The 19628-nt window shown below is 60.3% G+C and carries 21 protein-coding genes and 1 pseudogene; 11 read left to right on the top strand and 11 right to left on the bottom strand.

Features of this window, described 5'->3' with window-relative positions; genetic code table 11:
• Positions 1-214 precede the first annotated feature (214 nt).
• From D0N36_RS13785 to D0N36_RS13750, 9 genes and pseudogenes are all read left to right on the top strand, one after another.
• Positions 215-853, top strand: coding sequence for a hypothetical protein (locus D0N36_RS13785; RefSeq protein WP_116942377.1), 639 nt, complete (start codon positions 215-217; stop codon positions 851-853).
• Positions 854-1047: 194 nt separating this feature from the next.
• Positions 1048-1341, top strand: a complete 294-nt coding sequence (locus D0N36_RS13780; protein WP_116942376.1) for a winged helix-turn-helix domain-containing protein — start codon at positions 1048-1050, stop codon at positions 1339-1341.
• 58 nt (positions 1342-1399) lie between these two features.
• Entirely contained in the window at positions 1400-3031 is a 1632-nt protein-coding gene (locus D0N36_RS13775; protein ID WP_116942375.1) for a DUF4153 domain-containing protein, read from the top strand.
• A gap of 96 nt (positions 3032-3127) precedes the next feature.
• A complete protein-coding gene (locus D0N36_RS13770) occupies positions 3128-3358 on the top strand; it encodes a hypothetical protein (RefSeq protein ID WP_116942374.1) in 231 nt (76 codons plus the stop codon).
• A 14-nt stretch (positions 3359-3372) separates the two neighbouring features.
• Positions 3373-3747 (top strand): hypothetical protein, encoded by a 375-nt coding sequence (locus D0N36_RS13765; protein ID WP_147320895.1) that lies wholly within the window; start codon positions 3373-3375, stop codon positions 3745-3747.
• A complete protein-coding gene (locus D0N36_RS13760) occupies positions 3744-4109 on the top strand; it encodes a hypothetical protein (protein WP_116942372.1) in 366 nt (121 codons plus the stop codon). Before D0N36_RS13765 ends, D0N36_RS13760 begins: the two co-directional genes overlap by 4 nt.
• Positions 4110-4190: 81 nt before the next feature.
• Positions 4191-4589 carry a hypothetical protein gene (locus D0N36_RS13755; protein WP_116942371.1) on the top strand — a complete coding sequence of 133 codons (399 nt, stop codon included), beginning with the start codon at positions 4191-4193 and terminating at the stop codon, positions 4587-4589.
• A gap of 86 nt (positions 4590-4675) precedes the next feature.
• Positions 4676-5415: pseudogene (locus D0N36_RS20285) on the top strand (transglycosylase domain-containing protein); the annotation flags it as partial.
• Positions 5392-7059, top strand: coding sequence for a transglycosylase domain-containing protein (locus D0N36_RS13750; RefSeq protein WP_410504162.1), 1668 nt, complete (start codon positions 5392-5394; stop codon positions 7057-7059). The pseudogene D0N36_RS20285 and the gene D0N36_RS13750, both read left to right, overlap by 24 nt.
• 42 nt (positions 7060-7101) lie before the next feature.
• On the opposite strand, the gene D0N36_RS13745 is transcribed toward D0N36_RS13750, so the two are convergent.
• From D0N36_RS13745 to D0N36_RS13730, 4 genes are all read right to left on the bottom strand, one after another.
• A complete protein-coding gene (locus D0N36_RS13745; RefSeq protein ID WP_116942370.1) occupies positions 7102-8322 on the bottom strand; it encodes a hypothetical protein in 1221 nt (406 codons plus the stop codon).
• Between the two features lie 11 nt (positions 8323-8333).
• Complete coding sequence (locus tag D0N36_RS13740) at positions 8334-9245, bottom strand: TIGR01777 family oxidoreductase (protein ID WP_116942369.1); 912 nt, start codon at positions 9243-9245, stop codon at positions 8334-8336.
• A 114-nt stretch (positions 9246-9359) separates the two neighbouring features.
• Positions 9360-10049, bottom strand: a complete 690-nt coding sequence (gene folE, locus D0N36_RS13735) for a GTP cyclohydrolase I FolE (RefSeq protein WP_116942368.1) — start codon at positions 10047-10049, stop codon at positions 9360-9362.
• Positions 10042-10449 carry a 6-pyruvoyl trahydropterin synthase family protein gene (locus D0N36_RS13730; RefSeq protein ID WP_116942367.1) on the bottom strand — a complete coding sequence of 136 codons (408 nt, stop codon included), beginning with the start codon at positions 10447-10449 and terminating at the stop codon, positions 10042-10044. The genes folE and D0N36_RS13730 overlap by 8 nt, the downstream gene beginning before the upstream one ends.
• A 239-nt stretch (positions 10450-10688) precedes the next feature.
• Between D0N36_RS13730 and D0N36_RS13725 the strand changes: the two genes are divergently transcribed.
• On the top strand, positions 10689-11399 hold the full coding sequence (locus D0N36_RS13725; protein ID WP_116942366.1) for a DNA repair ATPase: 711 nt from the start codon (positions 10689-10691) through the stop codon (positions 11397-11399).
• Positions 11400-11540: 141 nt separating this feature from the next.
• Here D0N36_RS13725 and D0N36_RS13720 read toward each other — a convergent pair whose 3' ends face one another.
• Both D0N36_RS13720 and D0N36_RS13715 read right to left on the bottom strand, forming a co-directional pair.
• On the bottom strand, positions 11541-12104 hold the full coding sequence (locus tag D0N36_RS13720) for an inorganic diphosphatase (protein ID WP_190242677.1): 564 nt from the start codon (positions 12102-12104) through the stop codon (positions 11541-11543).
• 199 nt (positions 12105-12303) lie between these two features.
• Positions 12304-15282, bottom strand: coding sequence for a M1 family metallopeptidase (locus D0N36_RS13715; protein WP_116942364.1), 2979 nt, complete (start codon positions 15280-15282; stop codon positions 12304-12306).
• 154 nt (positions 15283-15436) lie between these two features.
• Here D0N36_RS13715 and D0N36_RS13710 point away from each other — a divergent pair, with 154 nt between their 5' ends.
• Positions 15437-15856, top strand: coding sequence for a hypothetical protein (locus tag D0N36_RS13710; RefSeq protein ID WP_147320894.1), 420 nt, complete (start codon positions 15437-15439; stop codon positions 15854-15856).
• Positions 15857-16017: 161 nt separating this feature from the next.
• Here the strand turns inward: D0N36_RS13710 and rplS are convergent, their stop codons facing one another.
• The 5 genes from rplS to D0N36_RS13685 form a co-directional block, all read right to left on the bottom strand.
• Positions 16018-16401 carry a 50S ribosomal protein L19 gene (gene rplS, locus D0N36_RS13705; RefSeq protein WP_116942362.1) on the bottom strand — a complete coding sequence of 128 codons (384 nt, stop codon included), beginning with the start codon at positions 16399-16401 and terminating at the stop codon, positions 16018-16020.
• 138 nt (positions 16402-16539) lie between these two features.
• The gene (gene trmD / locus D0N36_RS13700; RefSeq protein WP_116942361.1) at positions 16540-17214 is read right to left on the bottom strand and encodes a tRNA (guanosine(37)-N1)-methyltransferase TrmD; all 675 of its coding nucleotides are present in this window, start codon (positions 17212-17214) and stop codon (positions 16540-16542) included.
• An 11-nt stretch (positions 17215-17225) separates the two neighbouring features.
• Positions 17226-17813: a ribosome maturation factor RimM gene (gene rimM / locus D0N36_RS13695; RefSeq protein ID WP_242478919.1), complete on the bottom strand. Its 588-nt coding sequence runs from the start codon at positions 17811-17813 to the stop codon at positions 17226-17228.
• 93 nt (positions 17814-17906) lie between these two features.
• Complete coding sequence (locus D0N36_RS13690; RefSeq protein WP_116942359.1) at positions 17907-18491, bottom strand: 30S ribosomal protein S16; 585 nt, start codon at positions 18489-18491, stop codon at positions 17907-17909.
• 206 nt (positions 18492-18697) lie between these two features.
• On the bottom strand, positions 18698-19453 hold the full coding sequence (locus tag D0N36_RS13685) for an acyl-CoA desaturase (protein WP_116942358.1): 756 nt from the start codon (positions 19451-19453) through the stop codon (positions 18698-18700).
• Positions 19454-19628 lie beyond the last annotated feature (175 nt).

The following is a 19628-nucleotide window of genomic DNA, read 5'->3' as shown; positions in this document are numbered from 1 at the left end:
TCCGCAGGAGGTCCACCCTGCGGCCGTAGTCTGGTTTTGGCCATGTCCGGCACCGCCTTCGTCTGGTCATCCACTCATTTTGGGACGAATTCGGACCTCGATCTGGCCAGACTGCCCGTTTCCAAATGGGGTATGTCGAAAAAAAACAAGCAGCGGCAGGGGAATAATTGGCAAAATAGTCGTTGCTTTGTAGTGCAAAGTTCTTTTTGAAGCTATGGCCCAGCCTACTCCCGACCCACTTGCCCAACTCACCGAGATTCGCGCCATCATGGAGCGGTCGTCGCGCTTTATTTCGCTGAGCGGACTGGCCGGGGTAGGGGCGGGGCTGGTGGCGCTGGCCGGAGCCGGGCTGGGGCACTGGTACCTGAAAGGGCTGTACCCCCACGCCGGCTACCTGGGGCTGCTGGAAAGTTCGGCCGCCGAACGGCGGGCGGTGCTGCCGTTTCTGCTGGGGCTGGCGGCGGGTATCATAGCAATAGCACTATTGGTGGCCACGTTCTTCACGTTGCGCCGGGCCCGCCGCAATGGGCAGCCACTCTGGAGCGCGCTGGGCCGGCGGCTGGCCATCAGCCTGGCCATTCCGCTGGTGGCGGGCGGGCTGTTTTGCATCGCGCTGTACCTGGATGGCGCGGTGGCGCTGGTGGTGCCGGGCATGCTGCTGTTCTATGGCCTGGCCCTGCTCAACGCCAGCAAGTACACCCTCGACGAAATCCGCTGGTTGGGCCTCACCGTAATCGGCCTCGGGCTGGTCGCCATGTTGATTCCCGGTCTCGGCCTGCTGTTCTTTGCGCTCGGTTTCGGCTTGGGCCACATCGGCTACGGCCTGCTGATGTATAACCGGTACGAGCGGTGAAAAACGGTTGTCATGCTGAGCGAAGGCGGAGCCGAAGTTGAAGCATCTCTACCGCAACACTAATTTTACCATTTGATTGCTATTGCAACGAAGCAGTAGAGATGCTTCGGCTCCGCCTTCGCTCAGCATGACATCGTTATATCTGCTCTCTTTCCTTCAGAAGACTGCCCCCATCATTTTACTATCTCACCGCATTGAAGCACCTGATTCACACGCTCAATAAAGCTTTCGACAACCGGGTGCGGTTGGGCGTGATGGCGGTGCTCATGGCCAACGAGGTGGTCAGCTTCACCGAACTCAAGGAAGCCCTCGACCTGACCGACGGCAACCTCGCCAGCCACGTCGCGGCCCTTGAGAAAGTGGGGTACGTGAGCGTCAGCAAGCAATTCGTCGGCAAAAAGCCCAACACTACCTACTCGGCTTCCAAGGAAGGCAAAACAGCTTTCCAGGAGCATCTGGCGGTGCTCGAAAAACTACTGCGCGGATAGTGGGGCTCTTTTTTTGTCGTTAAACTTTGAAATACAAAGTTCTTTTAAAATAAACCATATGTCTGCATTCACTTTGAATCCTGCTGCCGCTGGCTCTACTGCTGCGGCTACGGCCCGCCGAGTCCCGCTGCCGCTCACGGCCCTCCAGAAACTGCTGCTGCCGCTGGGCGCGGTACTGTTCGACGTGCTGTTCTACCGGCAGGGCGTGGGCCTGAATCTGGCGCTGTACACGCTGTTTGTGGTGGTGGCCACGCTGGTGGGGCTGCCCCGGCACGCGGCGGTCTGGCGCTCGGGCTACTTCCGGCTGCTACTGACTGGTACCCTCTTGAGCGCGGGCGCTGTGCTCTGGTACGGCTCGGCGGCGGCCTGGCTGGCCTGCGTGGCCTCGCTCGTGATGCTGCTTGGCTTCGTGAACCAGCCCCACCTGCGGCTGCTGGCCTTCGCGCTGCTCACGGCTTTGGGCGGCGCGGCGCGGGTGCTGCCGGGGCTGCTGCCGTACCTGCGGCTGCCCAGCGCCGGGGCCGGCAAGTGGGGACGTACCCGTTTCTACGGCCGTTTGCTGCTGGCGCCGCTGGCGGTGCTGGTCGTTTTCCATTTCCTGTTCGTGCTGGCCAATCCGCGCTACGCCGCTCTGGCCGGGCAAGTATTCGATTGGCTAGGCGATTGGCTGCTGGCGCTTCTGCCCGCTATTTCCATCCCGCACCTGCTGTTTTTTCTGGTCGGATTCGCCCTCACCGGCATGGCGCTGGTCGTCGTGCCGTTCCACTTTTTCCAGGACCAGGAGTCGCGGCTGGGCGAGTTTGTGCGGCGGCAGCGCGACCGGGTGGCCTCATTCGGGGTCCGCCGGCCCGATTTCCGGCCCCTAACCCGTAAGGCCCTCGATCTGCGCAAGGAATACCTGGCGGCCCTGGCCGTATTCGGCCTCGTGAACGTGCTGCTGCTGGTCGTTAACGTCATCGACATCCGCTGGATTTGGTTCGGCTTCGTGCCGGCCGCCGGTTTCGACCTGACCCAGTTCGTGCACGAAGGTACCTACGTGCTCATTTTCAGCATTCTGGTGGCTATGGGCATCGTGCTGTGGTTCTTCCGGCGCAACCTCAACTTCTACCAGCCCGGTTTGGCGGCCCTGCGCTGGGGCGCTACTATTTGGGTGGTGCAGAACGCGGTGCTGATGATATCGGTGGGCCTGCGCAACTATTATTACATCCAGTACACGGGCCTGGCATACAAGCGCATCGGGGTGTACGGGTTTCTGCTGCTGACTTTCTTCGGGCTCGTTACGGTGCTGCTCAAAATCTGGCAGCGCCGCTCGGCCTTTGCGCTGTTGCGCCTCAACTCGCTGGCCGCCTACAGCCTGCTGCTGCTGCTGGCGCTGGGCAACTGGGAAATCTGGATTGCCCGCTACAACCTCAACGCTCGCTTCGGCACCCTCGACCTCGGCTTCCTGCTCGAAATGCCCGCCCGCGTGCTACCCGAGCTGGCCGTCCGCCAGCAAGTGCTCTACGGCGTGAGCCGCATCATCATCAGCCCGCCCGGTAGCTACACCGAGCAAACGGCCCTGCCCGCCGAGGCCCGCGCCCTCATCCAGCGCCGCGTCGCCGCCTGGCAGCGCAGCTACCAGCGCCAGCGCGCCTGGCAAAGCTGGACCGGCGCCGAATCGGCCGCTTATTACTCAGCTGTTAGCCATTAGCTGCTAGCTGTCAGCTTGCGTTGTATCCGCCCGACTGCCGATTAATCTCTTCCCAAAAGCTGTCAGCTAACAGCTGATAGTTAAAAGCTCAAAACAATGACTTTCTTCCTCACTTTCCTCGGCCTGTTCTGGTGTACAGCCAGCATCGTCGCTCTGGCCACCCTGCTTACCTGGCGCGAGCGGGCTGCCACGCCCCCCGAACGAAGCCGGCGCCTGCTGGCCGTGGTGCTACCCGCCGCGGCCCTGCTGCTGGGTTCCGTCCTCTGGACGCTGCTACACGTGATGCTGCTCTGGGGCCCGGGCGCGGCAGCAGTGGCCGCTCAATGAGCGAGCAAATGGACATGAGAACCGTTTTATCTTCTCCCGGCCGCTGCCTGGCGGTGCTCCTGACGAGCTGCGCTCTACTTTGGACGTCGTGGCAGATACCCGCCTGGTACCGCTTGGGCTCGGCCGACGCGGCCACCCTCGCTATGCTGGTGCAACTCTGGCAGCAGCCGATTCTGGTGGTGGGGCTGCTGGTCGTGGCTAACGCCGTGGTACTATACCATGCCACCCTGCTGTTGGCGCTGCCCGCCGCCCCAGCTTCATTGCTCGACCGGCCCAGTTACCTGGCCGATTTTGTGTTCTGGCTCTGCATAGTTTTTCACCTCAGCAGCCTGTTGCTGCTGCTGCTACTTGGGGGCGGCTGGCTGCGGCTAAATCCGTTGGCCCCATGAAAAAGACCGAATCGTACCCGGAACAACTGTGTCAGTTTACCCTGCATGTGCTGTTGCCGGCCGTGCCGCGCCTGACGTGGTGGGTGCTGGGGCTTATAGGTTTTAGCGGGCTGAACCTGCTGTTTTCAAAGGAGCTGTGGCCGCACTTCCCACGGGCGGCAAACTGGTTTTGGTTTTCTATGATGCCCTGTTTGGCGGTGCTGCCCTGGCTGGGGGCCTACACCGCAAAGCAGCTACGACAACGGGTGCGGCAGTGGTGGTGGCGCGGGCTATGGCAGCTGGCAACTATTGGAGCCTACTTAGTGGCAATTATTGGGTCATTGGGGCTGATTATTTTCTCGCTGATTGGGATGGTAATTTAGTCCTGCTGATGTAGCTGCCGCAATTTCGCTAGCTTACCCGCCATTGCCCCGGCACCTCTGCCGGCCTGTAAACCCCGCCCAATGGCCCGTACCGCCCTGTTGATTCTACTCATTCTATCCCTGGTCTTCGAGCTGATACTGACCGTCGGCGGCTTCTTCGCTCCCGAAATGCTGCTGGCAAAATTTGGCGTCGGTGTTACGCCCGACACCCGTTTTCTGGCTTTTGTGCTGGCCTGGCTGCTGCTGTTCGTGAGCCTAGCCATTGTGCTGGCCCTGGTTTGGGTGTGGCGGCGCGATGGAGGCTACCCGGCCCTGTGCTACCTGTTGGGCTTTTGGTGGATAGGCATCGGGCTGGGCCTGTATCTCGGCTACGGGCGCTTCGATAACCTGCTGCTCGACGGGCTGAAGGGCGTGCTACTGGTGCTGGCGACCTGGGCTGCCCGGCGGGAAGTGGCTCAGGGCCGGCCCTTCAGCAGCTGACCCATTGTCGGTGGCCCGGCCGCAACTGGTATATTTGCGGTTCCGCTGCCGGCCTGCCTGGCCGCGCCCTTCCTTCCGCGCCCTGCATGTCTGCCTCCCAAGCCCCTCAATCAACCGATTCTGCTGCTACTGCCCGGCCCGGGCGCCGCTGGCCCAACCGCCTTTCCCGGCTGCTGTGGGCCTGCTTTGTGGTGGGGCTGGGCGTGTTTCTGCTCTATCCGATTCTGGTGAGCATGAACTTTATGTACCTGTTTGGCAAGTCGCCGAGCCTGGAGGAGCTGGAGAACCCGCGCGTCGAGCAGCCCTCGCAGGTATTCACCGCCGATGGGGTGCTGCTGGGCCGCTACTTCCGCGAAAACCGCAGCCCGGTGCCGCTCAGCAAAATGTCGCCCTGGCTGATTAAGGCCCTCGTTGCTACGGAAGATGTGCGTTACCAGGATCATTCGGGTATCGACGCCATCGCCATTGCGCGGGCTGTGGCAGGCGTGGCTACCGGCGGCAGCGGGGGCGGGGGGTCCACCATCACCAGCAGCTGGCCAAAAACCTGTACAAAACCCGGCGCAAAGAAAACACCGGCGCGCTGGGCCGGATACCGCTGCTGGGCACCGTCATCAGCAAAACCAAGGAGTGGCTCACGGCCGTGGAGTTGGAGCGCCGCTATACCAAAAACGAAATTCTGGCCCTGTATTTCAACACCGTCGAGTACGGCTCGCAGGCTTATGGGGTGAAGGTAGCCGCCAAAACGTTCTACAGCACCTCGCCCGATTCGCTCAGCATCGAGCAGGCCGCCATGCTCGTGGGCATGCTCAACAACCCCACGGCCTACAACCCCCAGTTCCATCCCGAAGCCGCTAAGCGCCGCCGCGACCTGGTGCTCACGCGCATGGGCCAGGCCGGCGTGCTCACGGCGGCTGAAGTGGCTGTGCAGCAGGCCACGCCTATCGTGCTGCAGTACCAGGTGGAAAAGCACGTGGACGGCCCCGAAACCTACTACCGCAGCGCCATCAGCCAGCGGGCCAACGAGTGGTGCCGCCAGAACGGCTACGACCTTTACCGCGACGGCCTGAAGGTGTACACCACCATCGACTCGCGCATGCAGGGCCACGCCGAGGAATCGGTGGACAAGAAAATGAAGAGCCTGCAGCAGGCTTTCGACCGATTCTGGCGCAACCGCGGCACCGACCCCTGGGTGGACGAGGACGGCAACGTGATTCCCAACTTCATCGAAACCCAGATGAAGCGCACCCAGCAGTACAAGCGCCTGGCCGCCCGCTATGCCGGTCAGCCCGCCCGCCTCGATTCGGCCCTAAACGCCAAGCGGCCCATGAAGGTGTTTACCTGGAAGGGCGACCGGGACACCACGCTGCTGCTTTCGCCGCTCGATTCGCTGGCTTACTACAAGCATTTCCTGCACGCCGGCCTGATGACGATGGACCCCTATACCGGCCAGATTAAGGCCTGGGTGGGCGGCATCGACTACCGCTTCTTCCAATATGACCATGTGAAGCAGGGCAAGCGCCAGGCCGGCTCCACCTTCAAGCCCTTCGTGTACCTGACGGCCCTCGACAACGGCTACGCTCCCTGCGACCGAATCCGTGATGAGCGCGTGACCATCAATTACGTGGAAAACGGCCAGCCCATGGAGTGGAAACCCGACAACGTGACCCGCGAGTACACCGGCATGAACATGACCCTGCGCTACGCCATGGCCCGCTCGGTGAACTCGGTGACGGCCCAACTCACCGAGAAAGTCGGCTGGGACAACGTGGCCAAGTACGCCCACAAAGTGGGCATCAAGAGCAAGCTGCTGGGCGTGCCCAGCATCGGCCTGGGCTCAGGCGGTGATGTGAGCGTGTATGAGATGGTGAATGCCTACAGCACGTTCGTCAACCAGGGTTTCCGGCCCGAACCGATGCTCATTACGCGCATCGAAGATCAGAACGGCAACGTGTTGGTGCAGTTCGACCCGCGCCAGAAGCGCGTAATTCCGGCCGAAACGGCCTGGCTGATGACCTACATGCTGCGCGGCGGCATGGAGGAGCCCGGCGGTACCTCGCAGGCCCTCTGGGATTATGAACTGTGGAAGAAGAACAACCAGATTGGCGGCAAAACCGGCACCACCAGCAACTACTCCGACGGCTGGTACATGGGCATCACCAAAGACCTGGTAACCGGCGTGTGGGTGGGCGGCGAAGACCGCAGCATCCACTTCGTGGGCTCGCAGCAGGGCGAGGGCGGCCGCACGGCGCTGCCCATCTTCGGTACCTACATGGAGAAGCTCTACCAAGACCCCGAACTGGACCTCAAAATGGGGCCCTTGCCCCAGCCGACAGTTAAAATCAACAAGAAATACATGTGCGTTACGGCCGAGCCCCGCCGTCGCCCCGAACCCGTGGATAGTCTCGTAATGGACGATTTACTGGAGAAGATAAATAGCGGCCTGGCCATCCCCGACAGCATCAAACTATAGCTGCCGTTAGGCGGTCGGCCGCTGCAAGCCGGCAACTCCCAGCTAGTTGCGCCGACGGGGCCGGAGCGCTACCACCGCGGCCAGCAGCCCAGCTGCCACCAGCACCGAAAGCAGCTGGAAATGCCCGCGCCAGCCCGTCGCGCCCCGTATTTCGCGGGTGGCCTCTATTGAATTGGCCCAGGCAATGAAGGCATCGGCAATGGGCAGCTGTCCGAACAGATAGCGTTTGCCAGCTGAAGTAGTCAGGGCGGCGCCAAAGCCCTCTATGCTGTTGCGCAGGCCCACGGCCGTGGTGCTGTCGGCGTAGCGCTGCATGGTGCGGCGGCCCACCAGCGAGGCCGCACCACCCACGTCCCAGATAACCGGCCCCGAGTCTACGTCGTCGGCTGGAGGCGCACCGAGGGCGGCTTCGCGGATGCCCGGCAGGCCCAAGCGGGTCGTCAGGAAATGGCGGCGGTAGCGGCGGAACTGCTGTTGGGCGAAAGCCGGGTCGACTTCAAGCAGGAAATTGAGCAACTGGCTTTGCGAGGAGCCCCGCGCAGCTTCCAGGCTTTGGCCGCTGCCGGCCGCCGTGCGGTGCGGAATCAGCCCCCGCGAGTCGAGGCAGCCCTTTACCTGCTGCACCCACTGCCGGAGCAGGGGCTGGTAGCGGGCAGGGTACAGCCGGTCGTGCTCAGCCAAAGCGGCCACGCCCACCACGCCATCGGCGGGCCAGGCCGCCCCGGAGTACGATTCGAGGTAGGGCGACGGGCTGCCCATCAGCGCCCGGGCAATCAGGGCGCACTGCCGCCGGAACTGGCCCACATCGGCCGTGTCGCGGCGGGCAGCGGGCTGGGCGGCCAAGTAGCGCCCCAGCACGTAGGCCGACCAACCCTGGTAAAAGGCGCCGTTAGGCAGAGACAAATCGGGGTTGATAAACTGCGCGGAGCCGTTCGGCGACTGAATTTCGCGCACCGCCCAACCCGCTTCTACCAGCCCTTCCTGGTACAGCGGCGCCTGCGGAGGCAAGTGCGGCAGCAGCTCTAACCAGGCCAGCGCGTACAACGCATTCAGATATACAAATCCCTCGGGATAGATGCTTTGCATCTGCTGGCCGGCCCCGGCGTGCATCGGCCCGCGCAGAAACCGCAGCTGGGCCACTACATCACGGTTGATTGGCCGACCGTTTTCGGGGCTGAAATCAGGACGATGGTAGAGCCGGACATTCAGATAGCCTACCACCAACAGCAGCCCCAGCAAAATCCCTTGCCCTAAGCGGCGCATGACTTCGGCCGTTACTCCTCCCCGTAAAACGACTCCAGGGCCGGCTTCAGGGTCGGATACTCGAAATTAAAGCTCTGGCCCAGCACTTTCTCGGCGCTGACCCGCTGCGAGGCCAGCACGATTTCGCTCATCTCGCCCATCATCAGCTTCAGGCCGAACTCGGGCACTTTGGGCAGCACCAGCGGGCGGTGCAGCACCTCGGCCAGGGTTTCGGTGAACTTCTTGTTGGTAACCGGGTTGGGGGCCACGGCATTGTACACGCCGCGCCACTGCTCGTCTTCGATGGCCCTAATGAAGAGCCGGCACAAGTCATCGAGGTGAATCCAGGACATATACTGCTTGCCCGAGCCCAGTGGGGCGCCGGCCAGCATCTTCACGGTGCGGGCCAGTGGCACCAGCGCCCCGCCCTCGGGACTGAGCACGATGCCGATGCGCAAAATGGCCGTCCGGATGCCGTCCTGCTCCACGTACTCGGCCGCCTGCTCCCACTGTCGGCACACGTTGGCCAGGAAGTCGTCGGGGGTAGATGCGGTTTCTTCCGTCAGGAGCCGGTCGCCCTGGTCGCCATAGATGCCGATGGCCGAAGCCGAAATAAAGCCGCGCACATGGTGGCCGGGTTTGCGCAACTCCTTGGCCAGCAGCTGCGTGCCCGCCACCCGGCTCGACAGAATCTGCCGCTTGCGCTCCGGCGTCCATTTGCCATCCGACACACTGCTGCCAGCCAGATTGACGATGTAGTCGGCGTAGGGCACAGCCGCTTCGTCGATGGTACCAGCCAGCGGGTCCCAGCGGAAGCTGAAGTAGCGGTTGTTGCCGGGCGTACGGCTCAGCAGGGCCACTTCGTAGCCGCCGTCAATCAGCATTTCAGCCAGCCGCGTACCAATCATTCCGGTGCCTCCCGTAATCAGAACCTTACGCGACATAGCAATTCTTAAGCTGCTAGCTAGCAGCTATTAGCTGTTAGCTGATGTTTTGAAGTGAAAAATCGTAATCGAGGCTGCAAGCTACTACGGAGTTCCGTACCATTAGCTAGCAGCTCATTTCCCTATCAGGCGCAGGAACTCCTGGCGCAGGGCAGCATCCTGGCCGAAGGCCCCGCCGTACTCGGCCGTGAGGGTGCTGCTACTGGTATCGTTTACGCCGCGGCTCATTACGCACAGGTGGTCGGCCTCAATAAGCACAGCCACGTCGTCGGTCCCCAAGCTCTGCTTGAGTTCCTCGGCAATCTGGCGCGTCAAACGTTCCTGCACCTGGGGGCGACGGGCAAAGTACTGCACCACCCGGTTCAGCTTGCTCAGGCCCACCACGTGCTCACCGGGCAGGTACGCCACGTGCGCCTTACCAATAATAGGTACAAAGTGATGCTCGCAACACGAGAACAACGTAATGTCGCGCTCCACCAGCATCTGCCGGTACTGGTAGCGGTTCTCAAACAAACGTACCTCGGGGCGGTAAGCCGGGTTGAGGCCCCGAAACCACTCCTGCACGTACATTTTGGCCACCCGGCGGGGAGTGCCAGCCAGGCTATCGTCGCTCATATCGAGGCCCAATACCTGCATAATCTCGCGAAAATGACCGGAAATAGCTTCAATTTTGGCATCATCATCCAGCTCAAAAGCATCGGGCCGGAGGGGCGTGCGCAAGTCGACGGGAAGTTGGGTGTCGGCGGCGGCAACGGTGGCAGAATTGCCGGCTACTGCTGCTGCCGACAGCGGCAGGTTATCCATGGTATTCTACAAAGTTGCGTTCGGTCTCGTACAACGTAACCGACAAAGCCAGATTCCCGGCCAGGTGGGGCCGTAGCCGGTTCCAGCTTACGACGGCAATATTTTCGGCCGTGGGGTTGAGGGTATGGAAATCGGCCACATCCAGGTTCAGATTTCGATGGTCAAAGGTATCGAGAATCTCCCGCTTAATGAGGTCGCTCAGCTTCTTCATGTCATACACGTAGCCCGTTTCCGGGTCGATTTCACCCGTGAGACGCACGATAAGCTGGTAATTGTGGCCGTGGTAATTGGGGTTATTGCACTTGCCGAACACCTCTTGGTTGCGCTCGTCAGACCAGGCGGGGTTGTGCAGGCGGTGGGCAGCATTGAAGTGCTCCTGGCGGCAGATGGTTATCGTCATAGTGAGCACGCAACCCCCGCCGGGAGGCTTTTGTTCAGGTCCCGGGAGGTATCCATAAGTTTATCATATAAATAAGTTAATATATAAATCTTCCCCTAAAAGTCTAATTTCCTGAAAAAAAACAATCGGGGGTGTAGCAACATGCAGACAGGCTGGTTAAATTTGGTCAGTCGGAAAGCCATTTTCCAATCTTAATTCCTGTTGCGCAAGCTTTTCTTTTTCAATCAATTGTTCTCCTTATGAAACGAAGCATACTTTTTCCGCTGCTGCTGGTGCTGGTATCGTCGGTAACCGGCTTCGCACAGACTGCCCAGGTTGACGAAACCGAGATGGCCATCAAAGGCATTCCCCGCAAAGGCCAGCGGATTTCCATGCAGCTCGACAGCAAGAGAGTAGAGGATTCCTGGAAGAAACAGCTGGATGAGCAGTTTGGTAGCAAGGTAAAGTCCGACAAAGGCATTTACACCATGGACGGCGTAGTAATCGACGCGCTGTCTAAAACGCCGGTGCGCGTTATCAGCAAGGTTGATGCCGTGCCAACCGGTACCACCATCTGGTGGTCGATTGACCTGGGCAACGCCTACTTGAGCAAGGATGCCACGCCCGTGCAGTGGAAATCGGCCGAAGGCTACCTGAAAGACTTTTCCACTAAGCTCTACCGCGAAGATATGGCCGTGCAGGTAATGTCGGCTGAAAAGTCGCTGGAGCAGGCCCAGAACCAGCACATTGCGGTTATTGCCAAAGCCGACGCCTACAAGAAGGACATCGAGAAGAACAAGCAGAAGAAAATGGAGATTCAGCAGCAGCTGGCCCAAAATGCTTCCGAACTGCTTCAGCTCAACAACCAGGTTGATACCAACCTGAAAGAGCAGGAAGGTGCCCGCGCCGACATCGTGAACATGCGCGTTGCGCTGGAGGCCGTAAAAGAGCGCCTCAACAAGATCCAGTAAGCCGTCCGGAGCCGCCAACTTTCCAGTTGCGGCCCCTCACGTAGCGTCTACAGCAGAAAGCGCGCCGGTTTAACCGGCGGGGCGGCTTTCTGCTGTAGACGCTACGTACCTGCCAGCTCAGCTACCGCATCCACCGGCGAATCAGTTGGCTGGCAGCTTTTTTCGTCTTTCCAGCCTACGATGCGCGTGTTGGGGGGCGCAGTTACGAAACCACAGGTCGAGGAAGGGCCTGACCGCGGGGTGCGTGCGCTGGAGGCTGGCCCAGTCGGTAGCCTGAGGCAGGATGCGCTGGCTGGGCCGGGCCGGCACGGTTACCACCACTGGCCGTAGCAGTCCATCTATGTCGAGCGTGAGCAGGGCAATAGGCAGCACCTCAAGCACGGTGCCGGTGGGCTGGCTTTCGGCCAGCAGCAGAGCCGGCAGTGGCTGGCCCTGGGCCGCATCGGGCGGGCTGGTACCGGGTATGAAGCCCAGGTTGCCGGGCGCGGGCAGAAACTCCACCACCGCTGCCAGCCCCGCCAGCCTCCGCGGCTCAAAAGCATCGGTAGTTGGGTTGTAACGCTGCTCGTGGTTGGTGCCGGCCGGCGTCTCTACTACTAGCTGTAGCAGCCTACGATCGGCTGAGAAAGTGGGTATATCGGAGTAGCGCGGGCCACAGCCGCATAGTAGCAGCAACAGGGCCGGGGTAAGGAGTCGTCGTCGCAAACGCATGGTGGAAAAGTACTGGCAAAGGGGCGCAACCGCAACCGGGTGCCCCAACTTGGGCGACTTAATGCGCCGAAAGCTGCTCCGATACTGGAAGCTGCTGTTCGGAGCGCCAGCGTTGACCCTTCAGACAACAACGCTTGGCCCCGGCCGTGTAGTGCGGGTCGGGGCCGGGTGTCGGGCGTAAAGTATGTTTATTCTACTGGGCCAGCCGCTGGTTTATGATGCGGAAGGGACTCAGCTCTTCGAGGTGGAAAACAAATCGAATCTGGTCGGTGAATTCCTTGCGGCTACCGGGTAACCCGTTGCCGTACTGGCTGCCGGCCAGGGGCACGTAAAGGCGCAGGATATTATTGGGTATGGGCACCAGTATTCTGGATACGGGCACTACCAGACCGGCATCGTAGTAGCCATATGTACGGCCCGAATTTGACTGGCCGGCCCGATTTACCAAGCCGAAATCAGCAAAAACCACCAGCGGAACAATGGGCAGGTCGGCTTCGAGCCCCACGGTAGTAAGCCACTTCTGAGTAGCCACGGGCAGATACGCCTTGAATCCGCCGTCCCGGTCGTCGGTCTGGTGACGCTGGGCGGTATAGGTGTGGGAAGTCTGCTGGCGGTCCAGGAACATCGTCTGGCGGCGGTAATCAAAGCTGCCGCTCAGGCCCATGGCAAACGGACTATCAGTACCCGAATTCAGGAAAGCGCCGCCGAAGAAGCGGGCACGCACCTGTTTGGTGGCGTTGTAGTAGCGGCCATAGGTGGCGGTGGCCCGCAGCAGGGTCGCGTTCTGGCTGGTGTTGTCCGATTCTGCGTCGGGGCTGAGCTGGTTGAGCTCTACGTGGGCCGACCAGTTCCGCAGGGCATTGCCGTCGCGCATCAGGTACTCCAGGGTCTGAATGCTGGTAGTCTGGCGGCGGTCCTGGTCGCGGACGTTGGTGTTGGCAAACCGCACCAGATGCTGGGCCTGGTTGAAGGCCGAGTGGGGCAGGAGCAGCGTCAGGCTGGGCTCAATCTTGCGGTAGCGCTCGAAGCGGGTTAGCTGCACGCTGGTCAGCAGCTGGCGGGCCCGGGCCTGAGGCAGCACGTTCAGGGTTAGGCTCCCAATGCCGTTGAGTTCCCGGCGGTTGAAGCTGTATAGGGGCATGGCCAGGTAATTCAGCCGTTTAGGGGTCAACAGGTTGTTGTAGAAGGCGGCCCCAAGCATGAACTTGTCGGAGGTGTTGACGCCCACCACCGGCACCCAGTTGATAACCTGCCGGTCCCAGCGTTCCACGCTGGCCAGGGGGCGCAACTGCAGTGGTTCCCAGCGGCGGAAGGAGCCATTGACCTTCATCCGGTCGTCGCGGCGGTTGAGTTGCGGGGTGAGGTAGCCCGCGTCGATTACCACAGCCGCCACGCCGGCGGCGCGGAAGTTGAGCTGGGTTTCGTCTTTAGTATCGTCATTGGTGCCTCCGAAAGCGGGCGTCCACTTGGTTTCCAGCACTTGGCCCCGGGCATCGAGGGTGGAAACGGGCACGGCAAACGGGGCGGGCGAGTCATTGCGGACCAGCACCTTCAGGGTTTCGCCCTGCACCAGCATATCAGACAGGGCCGCCTCGTAGTGATTCTGGGTGGTGAGCATCTGCTGGAAAAACCAACCCAGTTTCTGGCCGGTTGCCTGCTCGAACGCAGCCTGCATATCCTCGGGGTAAGGGTGGCGGAACTGCCACTGCTGATAATACGCTTGCATGGCCGCATCAAACTGCTCCTGCCCGAGGTAACCGGCCAGGTATTTCAGCAGCAGCGGTGCTTCCGAATACAAGCTGAGACGATAGTTCAAACTGCTGTAATCGGCCGAGGTGACCCCACTCACGGGCTGGTCGAGGCCGCGGGACGTCAGGGCGGAAATGGGCAACCGCTCCAGGGCAACGGCCGGCAGGTCGGCGATGCCCGCGGCGGATGTCAGCATGGGCCACCTGGACAGGAAGCCCAGCGCGCTGCCCGCTGCCGTGTCGCGCTCGGCCACGCGCTTGTCCATATAGGAGTTCACGCCCTCATCCATCCAGGCGAAGTCCCGCTCGTTGGAACCCAGGATGCCATAGAACCAGTTGTGGCCTACCTCGTGCACAATGGCTGCGGGCTGGGTCACGGTTACCATCGGGTACTCCATGCTACCTCCGCCCACCAGTACGCTGGCTACAGCCGTGGCGGAGGCGTAGGGGTACTCGCCCACCCAGCGCGAGTAGTAAGTAAGGGCGTCGTTCACGTTCTGAAGCCCTTTTATCCACTGCGGAGCGTCGCGGTTGGTGAACATCACCCAGGAGGTCACCGTGCGGCCCGAAGGTAGCGTGACGCCGCTTTTGAGCACATTGAAGCGCTTGTCGGCAAACCAGGCGAAGTCATGAACGCGGTCCTGGACGTAGCGCAGCGTCTTTGTTTCGCTGGCCGAAGCCGGAAAGCTGAGGTCGGAGCCGAAGTCTTCGGCCGTTTTCTTGGCGGCTCCGGCGGCGGCCAGCGCATCCAGGCGCGCCAATTCCGCGGGGTTTTGCAGCACGCCGGTGGCCCCCACTACATAGTTGGCCGGCAGCGTAATGCGCACGTCAAACGAGCCAAATTCGGAGTAGAACTCGCCTTGGTTGAGGTAGGGCATGGGGTGCCAGCCGCGCTGGTCGTACACGGCCGGTTTGGGGTACCACTGCGTTATCTGATAGTTCTGGCCCACGTGCCCGAACCGGGAAAACAAATCCGGAATTTTCACCCGAAAGGGTGTCGTGATGGTAATGCTGGCCCCGGCAGCTAGGGGTCGGGGCAGCACGAGCCGAGCCATATCGGGGTTGGTGGCGTCGTAGTCGAGACGGGCGGGCTGGCCGTTCACCCGAAATTCGAGCCCATCGACAAAGCCGCGCTGGGCCGGCGTGGCAAACTCGAACTCGCGGTTGCCGTTGCGCAGCTGCTGGCGGGCAAAGGCCGTATTGTTGTCGCGGTAGGCGTTGGGCCAGAGGTGGAACCAGAGGTAAGGCAGCACATCGGGCGAGTTGTTCGTGTACACTATTTCCTCGCGGCCGTTGAGCTCGTGGCGCTGGTCATCGAGCGTCACATCAATGGAATAATTGGCCTCCTGCTGCCAGCCAGCGGCCGGCTTCTGGGCCAGGGCAGGCAGCGCGAGCAGACTGAGCAGGTAAAGGATTGTTTTCATGCAGAAACTGGGCGGAACAGCAAAGGAGGGAGAAAAAGAGAACGAAAGTAGCCTCTCGGGCCGCAAGATGCACTACAACCTTTACCCGTTGCCTGCGTTTGCACGGATACTATTTTTCATCTCCGCCGCCCCGGCGGCCCCAAACACCTTTCACATGGCCTTCCACAAGATTCCAAAAGACGATACCCAGCATCAGGTTCACCTCGACGGCGCTGTTACGCTGCTCAGCAATGACCTGCAAGAAGAAGCCAGCCGCGCTGGCCTCGACAACCACTTCCAGCGCTGGATTGAGGACCTCAAGGACGTTAACAACCCCCAGTTGCATCAGATTGTGGTGGACCTGCAGGACCTGAAAGCGCATTTCGGGGGTGGAACAGTGAACGAGGAGACGGTTACCCGCCTCATGTCGCGGTTGGGCACTAATACCCTGGCCGCCGCCGCTTTCGCCGATAATCCCAACACGGCCGAGCGCGTCACCAAGCTCGGTGAGGCCCTCAGTGCTGCTGCCCAGCAGCTACGCGGCAGCCAAAACACGCCTGCCCAAGACCTGAAGAAGGATTCGGCCAAGAACTAATCAATGTCATCTTGACGAAGGAAGGACCTTGTACAGAAGCTAACATGAAACAATAGCTTTTGAATGAGGTCCTTCCTTCGTCAGGATGACAGATGGTCAAACGAAAAAGCCGGCTTCCCGTAAGGGAAACCGGCTTTTTCTATGCTGAGAAGCAACGCTGCTTACGCGGCGGCTACAACCTTAGGGGCGTTCAAACGGCGCTCCTTGATACGAGCTGCTTTGCCCGACAGGCCACGCAGGTAGTACAGACGGGCGCGACGCACCTTACCGCGACGGATAACTTCAATCTTGTCGATGTTCGGCGAGAGAAGGGGGAAAATCCGCTCGGTACCAATCTGGTTCGAGATTTTACGCACGGTGAAGGTTTCGCCGTTGGTGCTGGTGTTCTTGCGCTGAAGCACAACGCCTTGGAACTGCTGCACGCGCTCCTTGTTGCCCTCACGAATTTTTACGTGAACGTTAACGGTGTCGCCGGCGGCAAAACGGGGGAAGCTGGCGCGGCGCTCCTGGGACTCTTGCTCAATAAAATCGAGTAGTACGCTCATGGTTGAAAAGACTATAAAGGACGGTCGCGCCGCCCCGAGGGTTTCTGGTAAAGAGGCGCAAATATAGCGCTCTGTTTTTGGATTGTGAAATGGTGAGGTGGTGAAATGCTGACAGTTGCCCGCAGTTTCCTTCGCTCACTATTCCAGTAGGTCCGGCCGGCGCTGTTGGGTGCGGGCCAGGGCTTGTTCGTGGCGCCAGACGTCAATTTTCGGGGTGTTGCCCGAAAGCAGAATATCCGGCACCGGTTGGCCCCGCCATTCGGCGGGCCGGGTATAGATGGGCGGCGAGAGCAGGTTATCCTGAAACGAGTCGCTCAGGGCCGATTCTTCGTTGCCCAGCACGCCGGGCAACAGCCGAACTACGGCATCAACCAGCACCGCCGCGCCCAGCTCACCTCCGCTCAGTACGTAGTCGCCTACACTGATTTCGTGGGTGATGTAGGCCTGCCTAATCCGCTCATCGACGCCCTTGTAGTGGCCACACAGTACCAGTATGTTACTGCAAAGCGACAAACGGTTAACCAGCGGCTGGCGCATGGTTTCGCCGTCGGGCGTGAGGTAAATGATGGCATCGTAGGTCCGTTGGGCCAGTAGCTCGTCGAAACAGGCTGCAATTGGCTCCACGCGTAACACCATGCCCGCACCACCTCCGAATACGTAATCGTCAATCTGGCCATGCTTGTTGATGGCATAGCGGCGCAGATCGTGCAAATGGATTTCGGCCAGACCTTTTTCCTGGGCGCGTTTCACGATGGAATGCGCAAAGGGGCTGACCAGCAAATCCGGCTGGCACGTGACGATGTCAATCCGCATGAACTGAACGGTTACGCAGCCGGCTCGTCGTCGTCTGACTCCTGCTCGTCGTTGGGCGAGGAAGGCGTCAGGTACACGTCGAGCAGGCCGTCGGGCAACTTCACCAGCAGGCGGCGGGCCGCCTGATCGGCGCGGAGGATTAGCTCATCCACCACCGGAATCAGGACTTCCTGCCCCTGATAGCGCATGCCCAACACATCCTGCCGGGGCAGCTCGTAGAAAGCCTCCACGACACCCAGCTCGCCCAATTCCTCATCCACTACGAGGTAACCTACCACGTCATGAAAGTAGAACTGGTCGTCGGCCAAAGCAGGTAGCTCGGCCAGAGGGCGCCACAGCTTGGCATTGCGCAGCGGCTCGGCATCCTCAATCCGGTCGATGCCTTTCAGCTTGAACAGTACCTTATTATCGGTCTGGGGCTGAAACTTCTCGACTTCGTAGGCTACCAGCTTGCCGGGCGCAGTGGGCATTTCCAGCCACACTGTTTGGAGTTTGCGGTAGTCGTTGAGGTCGTCCACGTCGAAGAAGGCCACCACAAACCCTTTCAGGCCGTGGGGCTTCCCGAGGGAGCCCAGCTGGTAGCAATCGTCGATTTTCATGGAGGAGTGGAGCTTGTAGCTATAGAAATCGAGCAGTTGAAAAGTTGAAAGGCCATTACAGCAATTCTGCTTTCCAACTGCTCAACTCACAAACTATTCGGCGGCGGCTTCGGTGGTTTCTTCGGCTGGAGCAGCAGCTTCAGTCGTTTCGCCTTCAGCTTCCGAAGTAGCTTCGGTAGCTTCCTCGGCTACGGGAGCCGGGGCGTTAGCGGCATCGATGGCGGCCTGCTTGGCGCGCTGAGCTTCCGAACGGGCTTCCTTCACCTTGGTTTCGGCGGCCAGACGCTGCTGACGAGCATCATCCTTGGCGGTGCCGAGGCTGGTGCGCTTGCTCTCAATCTTGGTTTCCTTGTCTTCCTTCCAGGCGGTGTAACGCTCATCGGCAGTTTCCTGCGAAATAGCGCCTTTGATAACACCCAGCTGCAGGTGCTTGCGGTAGAGCACACCACGGTACGAGAGCATGGCCCGTACGGTATCGGTGGGCTGGGCACCTTTCATAATCCAGTCGAACGCCTTCTCACCATCGAAGTTGATGGTAGCGGGGTTGGTCTGGGGGTTGTAGGTACCGATTTTCTCGATGAAGCGACCATCACGCGGAGCGCGCGAGTCAGCAATAACGATGTCGAACATTGCGGCCTTCTTGCGGCCGCGGCGGGCGAGGCGGATTTTAACTGCCATAAACCGGTTGGGTTAAGCGACGCATCCCGTGCGTCTGGTTGAAAATGAGGTGCAAAGGTACTCACAGATTGCGCGGATTAAAAGGATTGCCCGGATTCAAATCTGACCCCCACCTCTTCGGACGGCTCGATAAGCATGCAAAAGGGCTTCCCCTAGTGGAGAAGCCCTTTTGCTTGGTGAGCCAGGTGACTGTAGTTCGCAAAAACCTACGCGGCCATCTGCACGTCTTCCTGCCACTTGCGCTTGATTTTGACCACTTTTACCTTGTCGAGGGCCCAGATGAAGGCGTAGGTCGGGTCAAGCTCCCACTTCTTCACGGCAAAGTTGACGCGCATGGGGAGCTTGTGGTGGTTGTTCTGGAATAGCTCACCGAAGGCCAGGAAATCGAAGGGCAGCGTGTTCTTGGAGTGGTCGTGGTTGTCGAAGTTCTGGTAGCCGTACTTGTGGCCGCCCCAGTTCACGATGGCACCATGAATCGGACCCATCAGAAAGTGCAGCGGCAGCAGCAGGAACTGCCACCAAGCCGTAGCGAAGTTGACGTAAAACAACACATACATCGTTCCCCAGGCCAGACGCGAGTACCACTTGTCGCCCAGATTCTCGATGAGGCTCCACTCGGGGTAGTCGCCTTCGAAACGCTCGGCGGCGGCGTAGTCGCGGTTGAGCACAGCGTTGTAGATGTTCTTGGTCTTCCACATCATCGTGAAGGCGTTCGACGAGTACAGCGGCGAGTGCGGGTCGAGCTCGGTGTCGGAGTAGGCGTGGTGCATGCGGTGCAGCAGCGCATAGGCCCGCGGCGACAGGAATGAGGAACCCTGGCAGATGTAGGTGAACAGGAAGAAGAATTTCTCCCAGAACTTGTTCATGGTAAACATCTTATGCGCCGCATAGCGGTGCAGGTAAAACGTCTGCGTGAACAGCGACAGGTAATAGTGAGCGACGAAGAAAACGAGTATTGCCATCGGGGCAGAGAAAAATGGAGGAAATCGGAGGGAGAGGCTGCTGGAACCGTCGCGCTCAAAAGCGCGGAACCCTTATATAAGTTCAGCAACCATACCGCAAAACTACGGCTACCCCTACCGTCAGTGCAATTTCCCTGCCCAAAAGGCCATAATGTTATTGAGGCTGGTCGGGTCC

This window comes from Hymenobacter lapidiphilus, from assembly GCF_003417065.2.
GTDB lineage: Bacteria > Bacteroidota > Bacteroidia > Cytophagales > Hymenobacteraceae > Hymenobacter.
The sequence above is the reverse complement of the archived record's forward strand: the minus strand, read 5'-3'. Positions and strand labels throughout refer to the sequence as shown.

Bases quoted from the DNA above. Each gene is read 5' to 3' on its own strand.
- D0N36_RS13770 (WP_116942374.1), top strand. From the start codon at position 3,128: ATGACTTTCTTCCTCACTTTCCTCGGCCTGTTCTGGTGTACAGCCAGC.
- D0N36_RS13755 (WP_116942371.1), top strand. From the start codon at position 4,191: ATGGCCCGTACCGCCCTGTTGATTCTACTCATTCTATCCCTGGTCTTC.
- D0N36_RS13745 (WP_116942370.1), bottom strand. From the start codon at position 8,322: ATGCGCCGCTTAGGGCAAGGGATTTTGCTGGGGCTGCTGTTGGTGGTA.
- D0N36_RS13710 (WP_147320894.1), top strand. From the start codon at position 15,437: ATGGCCTTCCACAAGATTCCAAAAGACGATACCCAGCATCAGGTTCAC.
- rimM (WP_242478919.1), bottom strand. From the start codon at position 17,813: ATGAAAATCGACGATTGCTACCAGCTGGGCTCCCTCGGGAAGCCCCAC.
- D0N36_RS13730 (WP_116942367.1), bottom strand. From the start codon at position 10,449: ATGACGATAACCATCTGCCGCCAGGAGCACTTCAATGCTGCCCACCGC.
- D0N36_RS13740 (WP_116942369.1), bottom strand. From the start codon at position 9,245: ATGTCGCGTAAGGTTCTGATTACGGGAGGCACCGGAATGATTGGTACG.
- D0N36_RS13750 (WP_410504162.1), top strand. From the start codon at position 5,392: ATGCTCAACAACCCCACGGCCTACAACCCCCAGTTCCATCCCGAAGCC.
- rplS (WP_116942362.1), bottom strand. From the start codon at position 16,401: ATGAGCGTACTACTCGATTTTATTGAGCAAGAGTCCCAGGAGCGCCGC.
- folE (WP_116942368.1), bottom strand. From the start codon at position 10,049: ATGGATAACCTGCCGCTGTCGGCAGCAGCAGTAGCCGGCAATTCTGCC.
- D0N36_RS13765 (WP_147320895.1), top strand. From the start codon at position 3,373: ATGAGAACCGTTTTATCTTCTCCCGGCCGCTGCCTGGCGGTGCTCCTG.
- D0N36_RS13725 (WP_116942366.1), top strand. From the start codon at position 10,689: ATGAAACGAAGCATACTTTTTCCGCTGCTGCTGGTGCTGGTATCGTCG.
- D0N36_RS13715 (WP_116942364.1), bottom strand. From the start codon at position 15,282: ATGAAAACAATCCTTTACCTGCTCAGTCTGCTCGCGCTGCCTGCCCTG.
- D0N36_RS13760 (WP_116942372.1), top strand. From the start codon at position 3,744: ATGAAAAAGACCGAATCGTACCCGGAACAACTGTGTCAGTTTACCCTG.
- D0N36_RS13685 (WP_116942358.1), bottom strand. From the start codon at position 19,453: ATGGCAATACTCGTTTTCTTCGTCGCTCACTATTACCTGTCGCTGTTC.
- trmD (WP_116942361.1), bottom strand. From the start codon at position 17,214: ATGCGGATTGACATCGTCACGTGCCAGCCGGATTTGCTGGTCAGCCCC.
- D0N36_RS13775 (WP_116942375.1), top strand. From the start codon at position 1,400: ATGTCTGCATTCACTTTGAATCCTGCTGCCGCTGGCTCTACTGCTGCG.
- D0N36_RS13690 (WP_116942359.1), bottom strand. From the start codon at position 18,491: ATGGCAGTTAAAATCCGCCTCGCCCGCCGCGGCCGCAAGAAGGCCGCA.
- D0N36_RS13785 (WP_116942377.1), top strand. From the start codon at position 215: ATGGCCCAGCCTACTCCCGACCCACTTGCCCAACTCACCGAGATTCGC.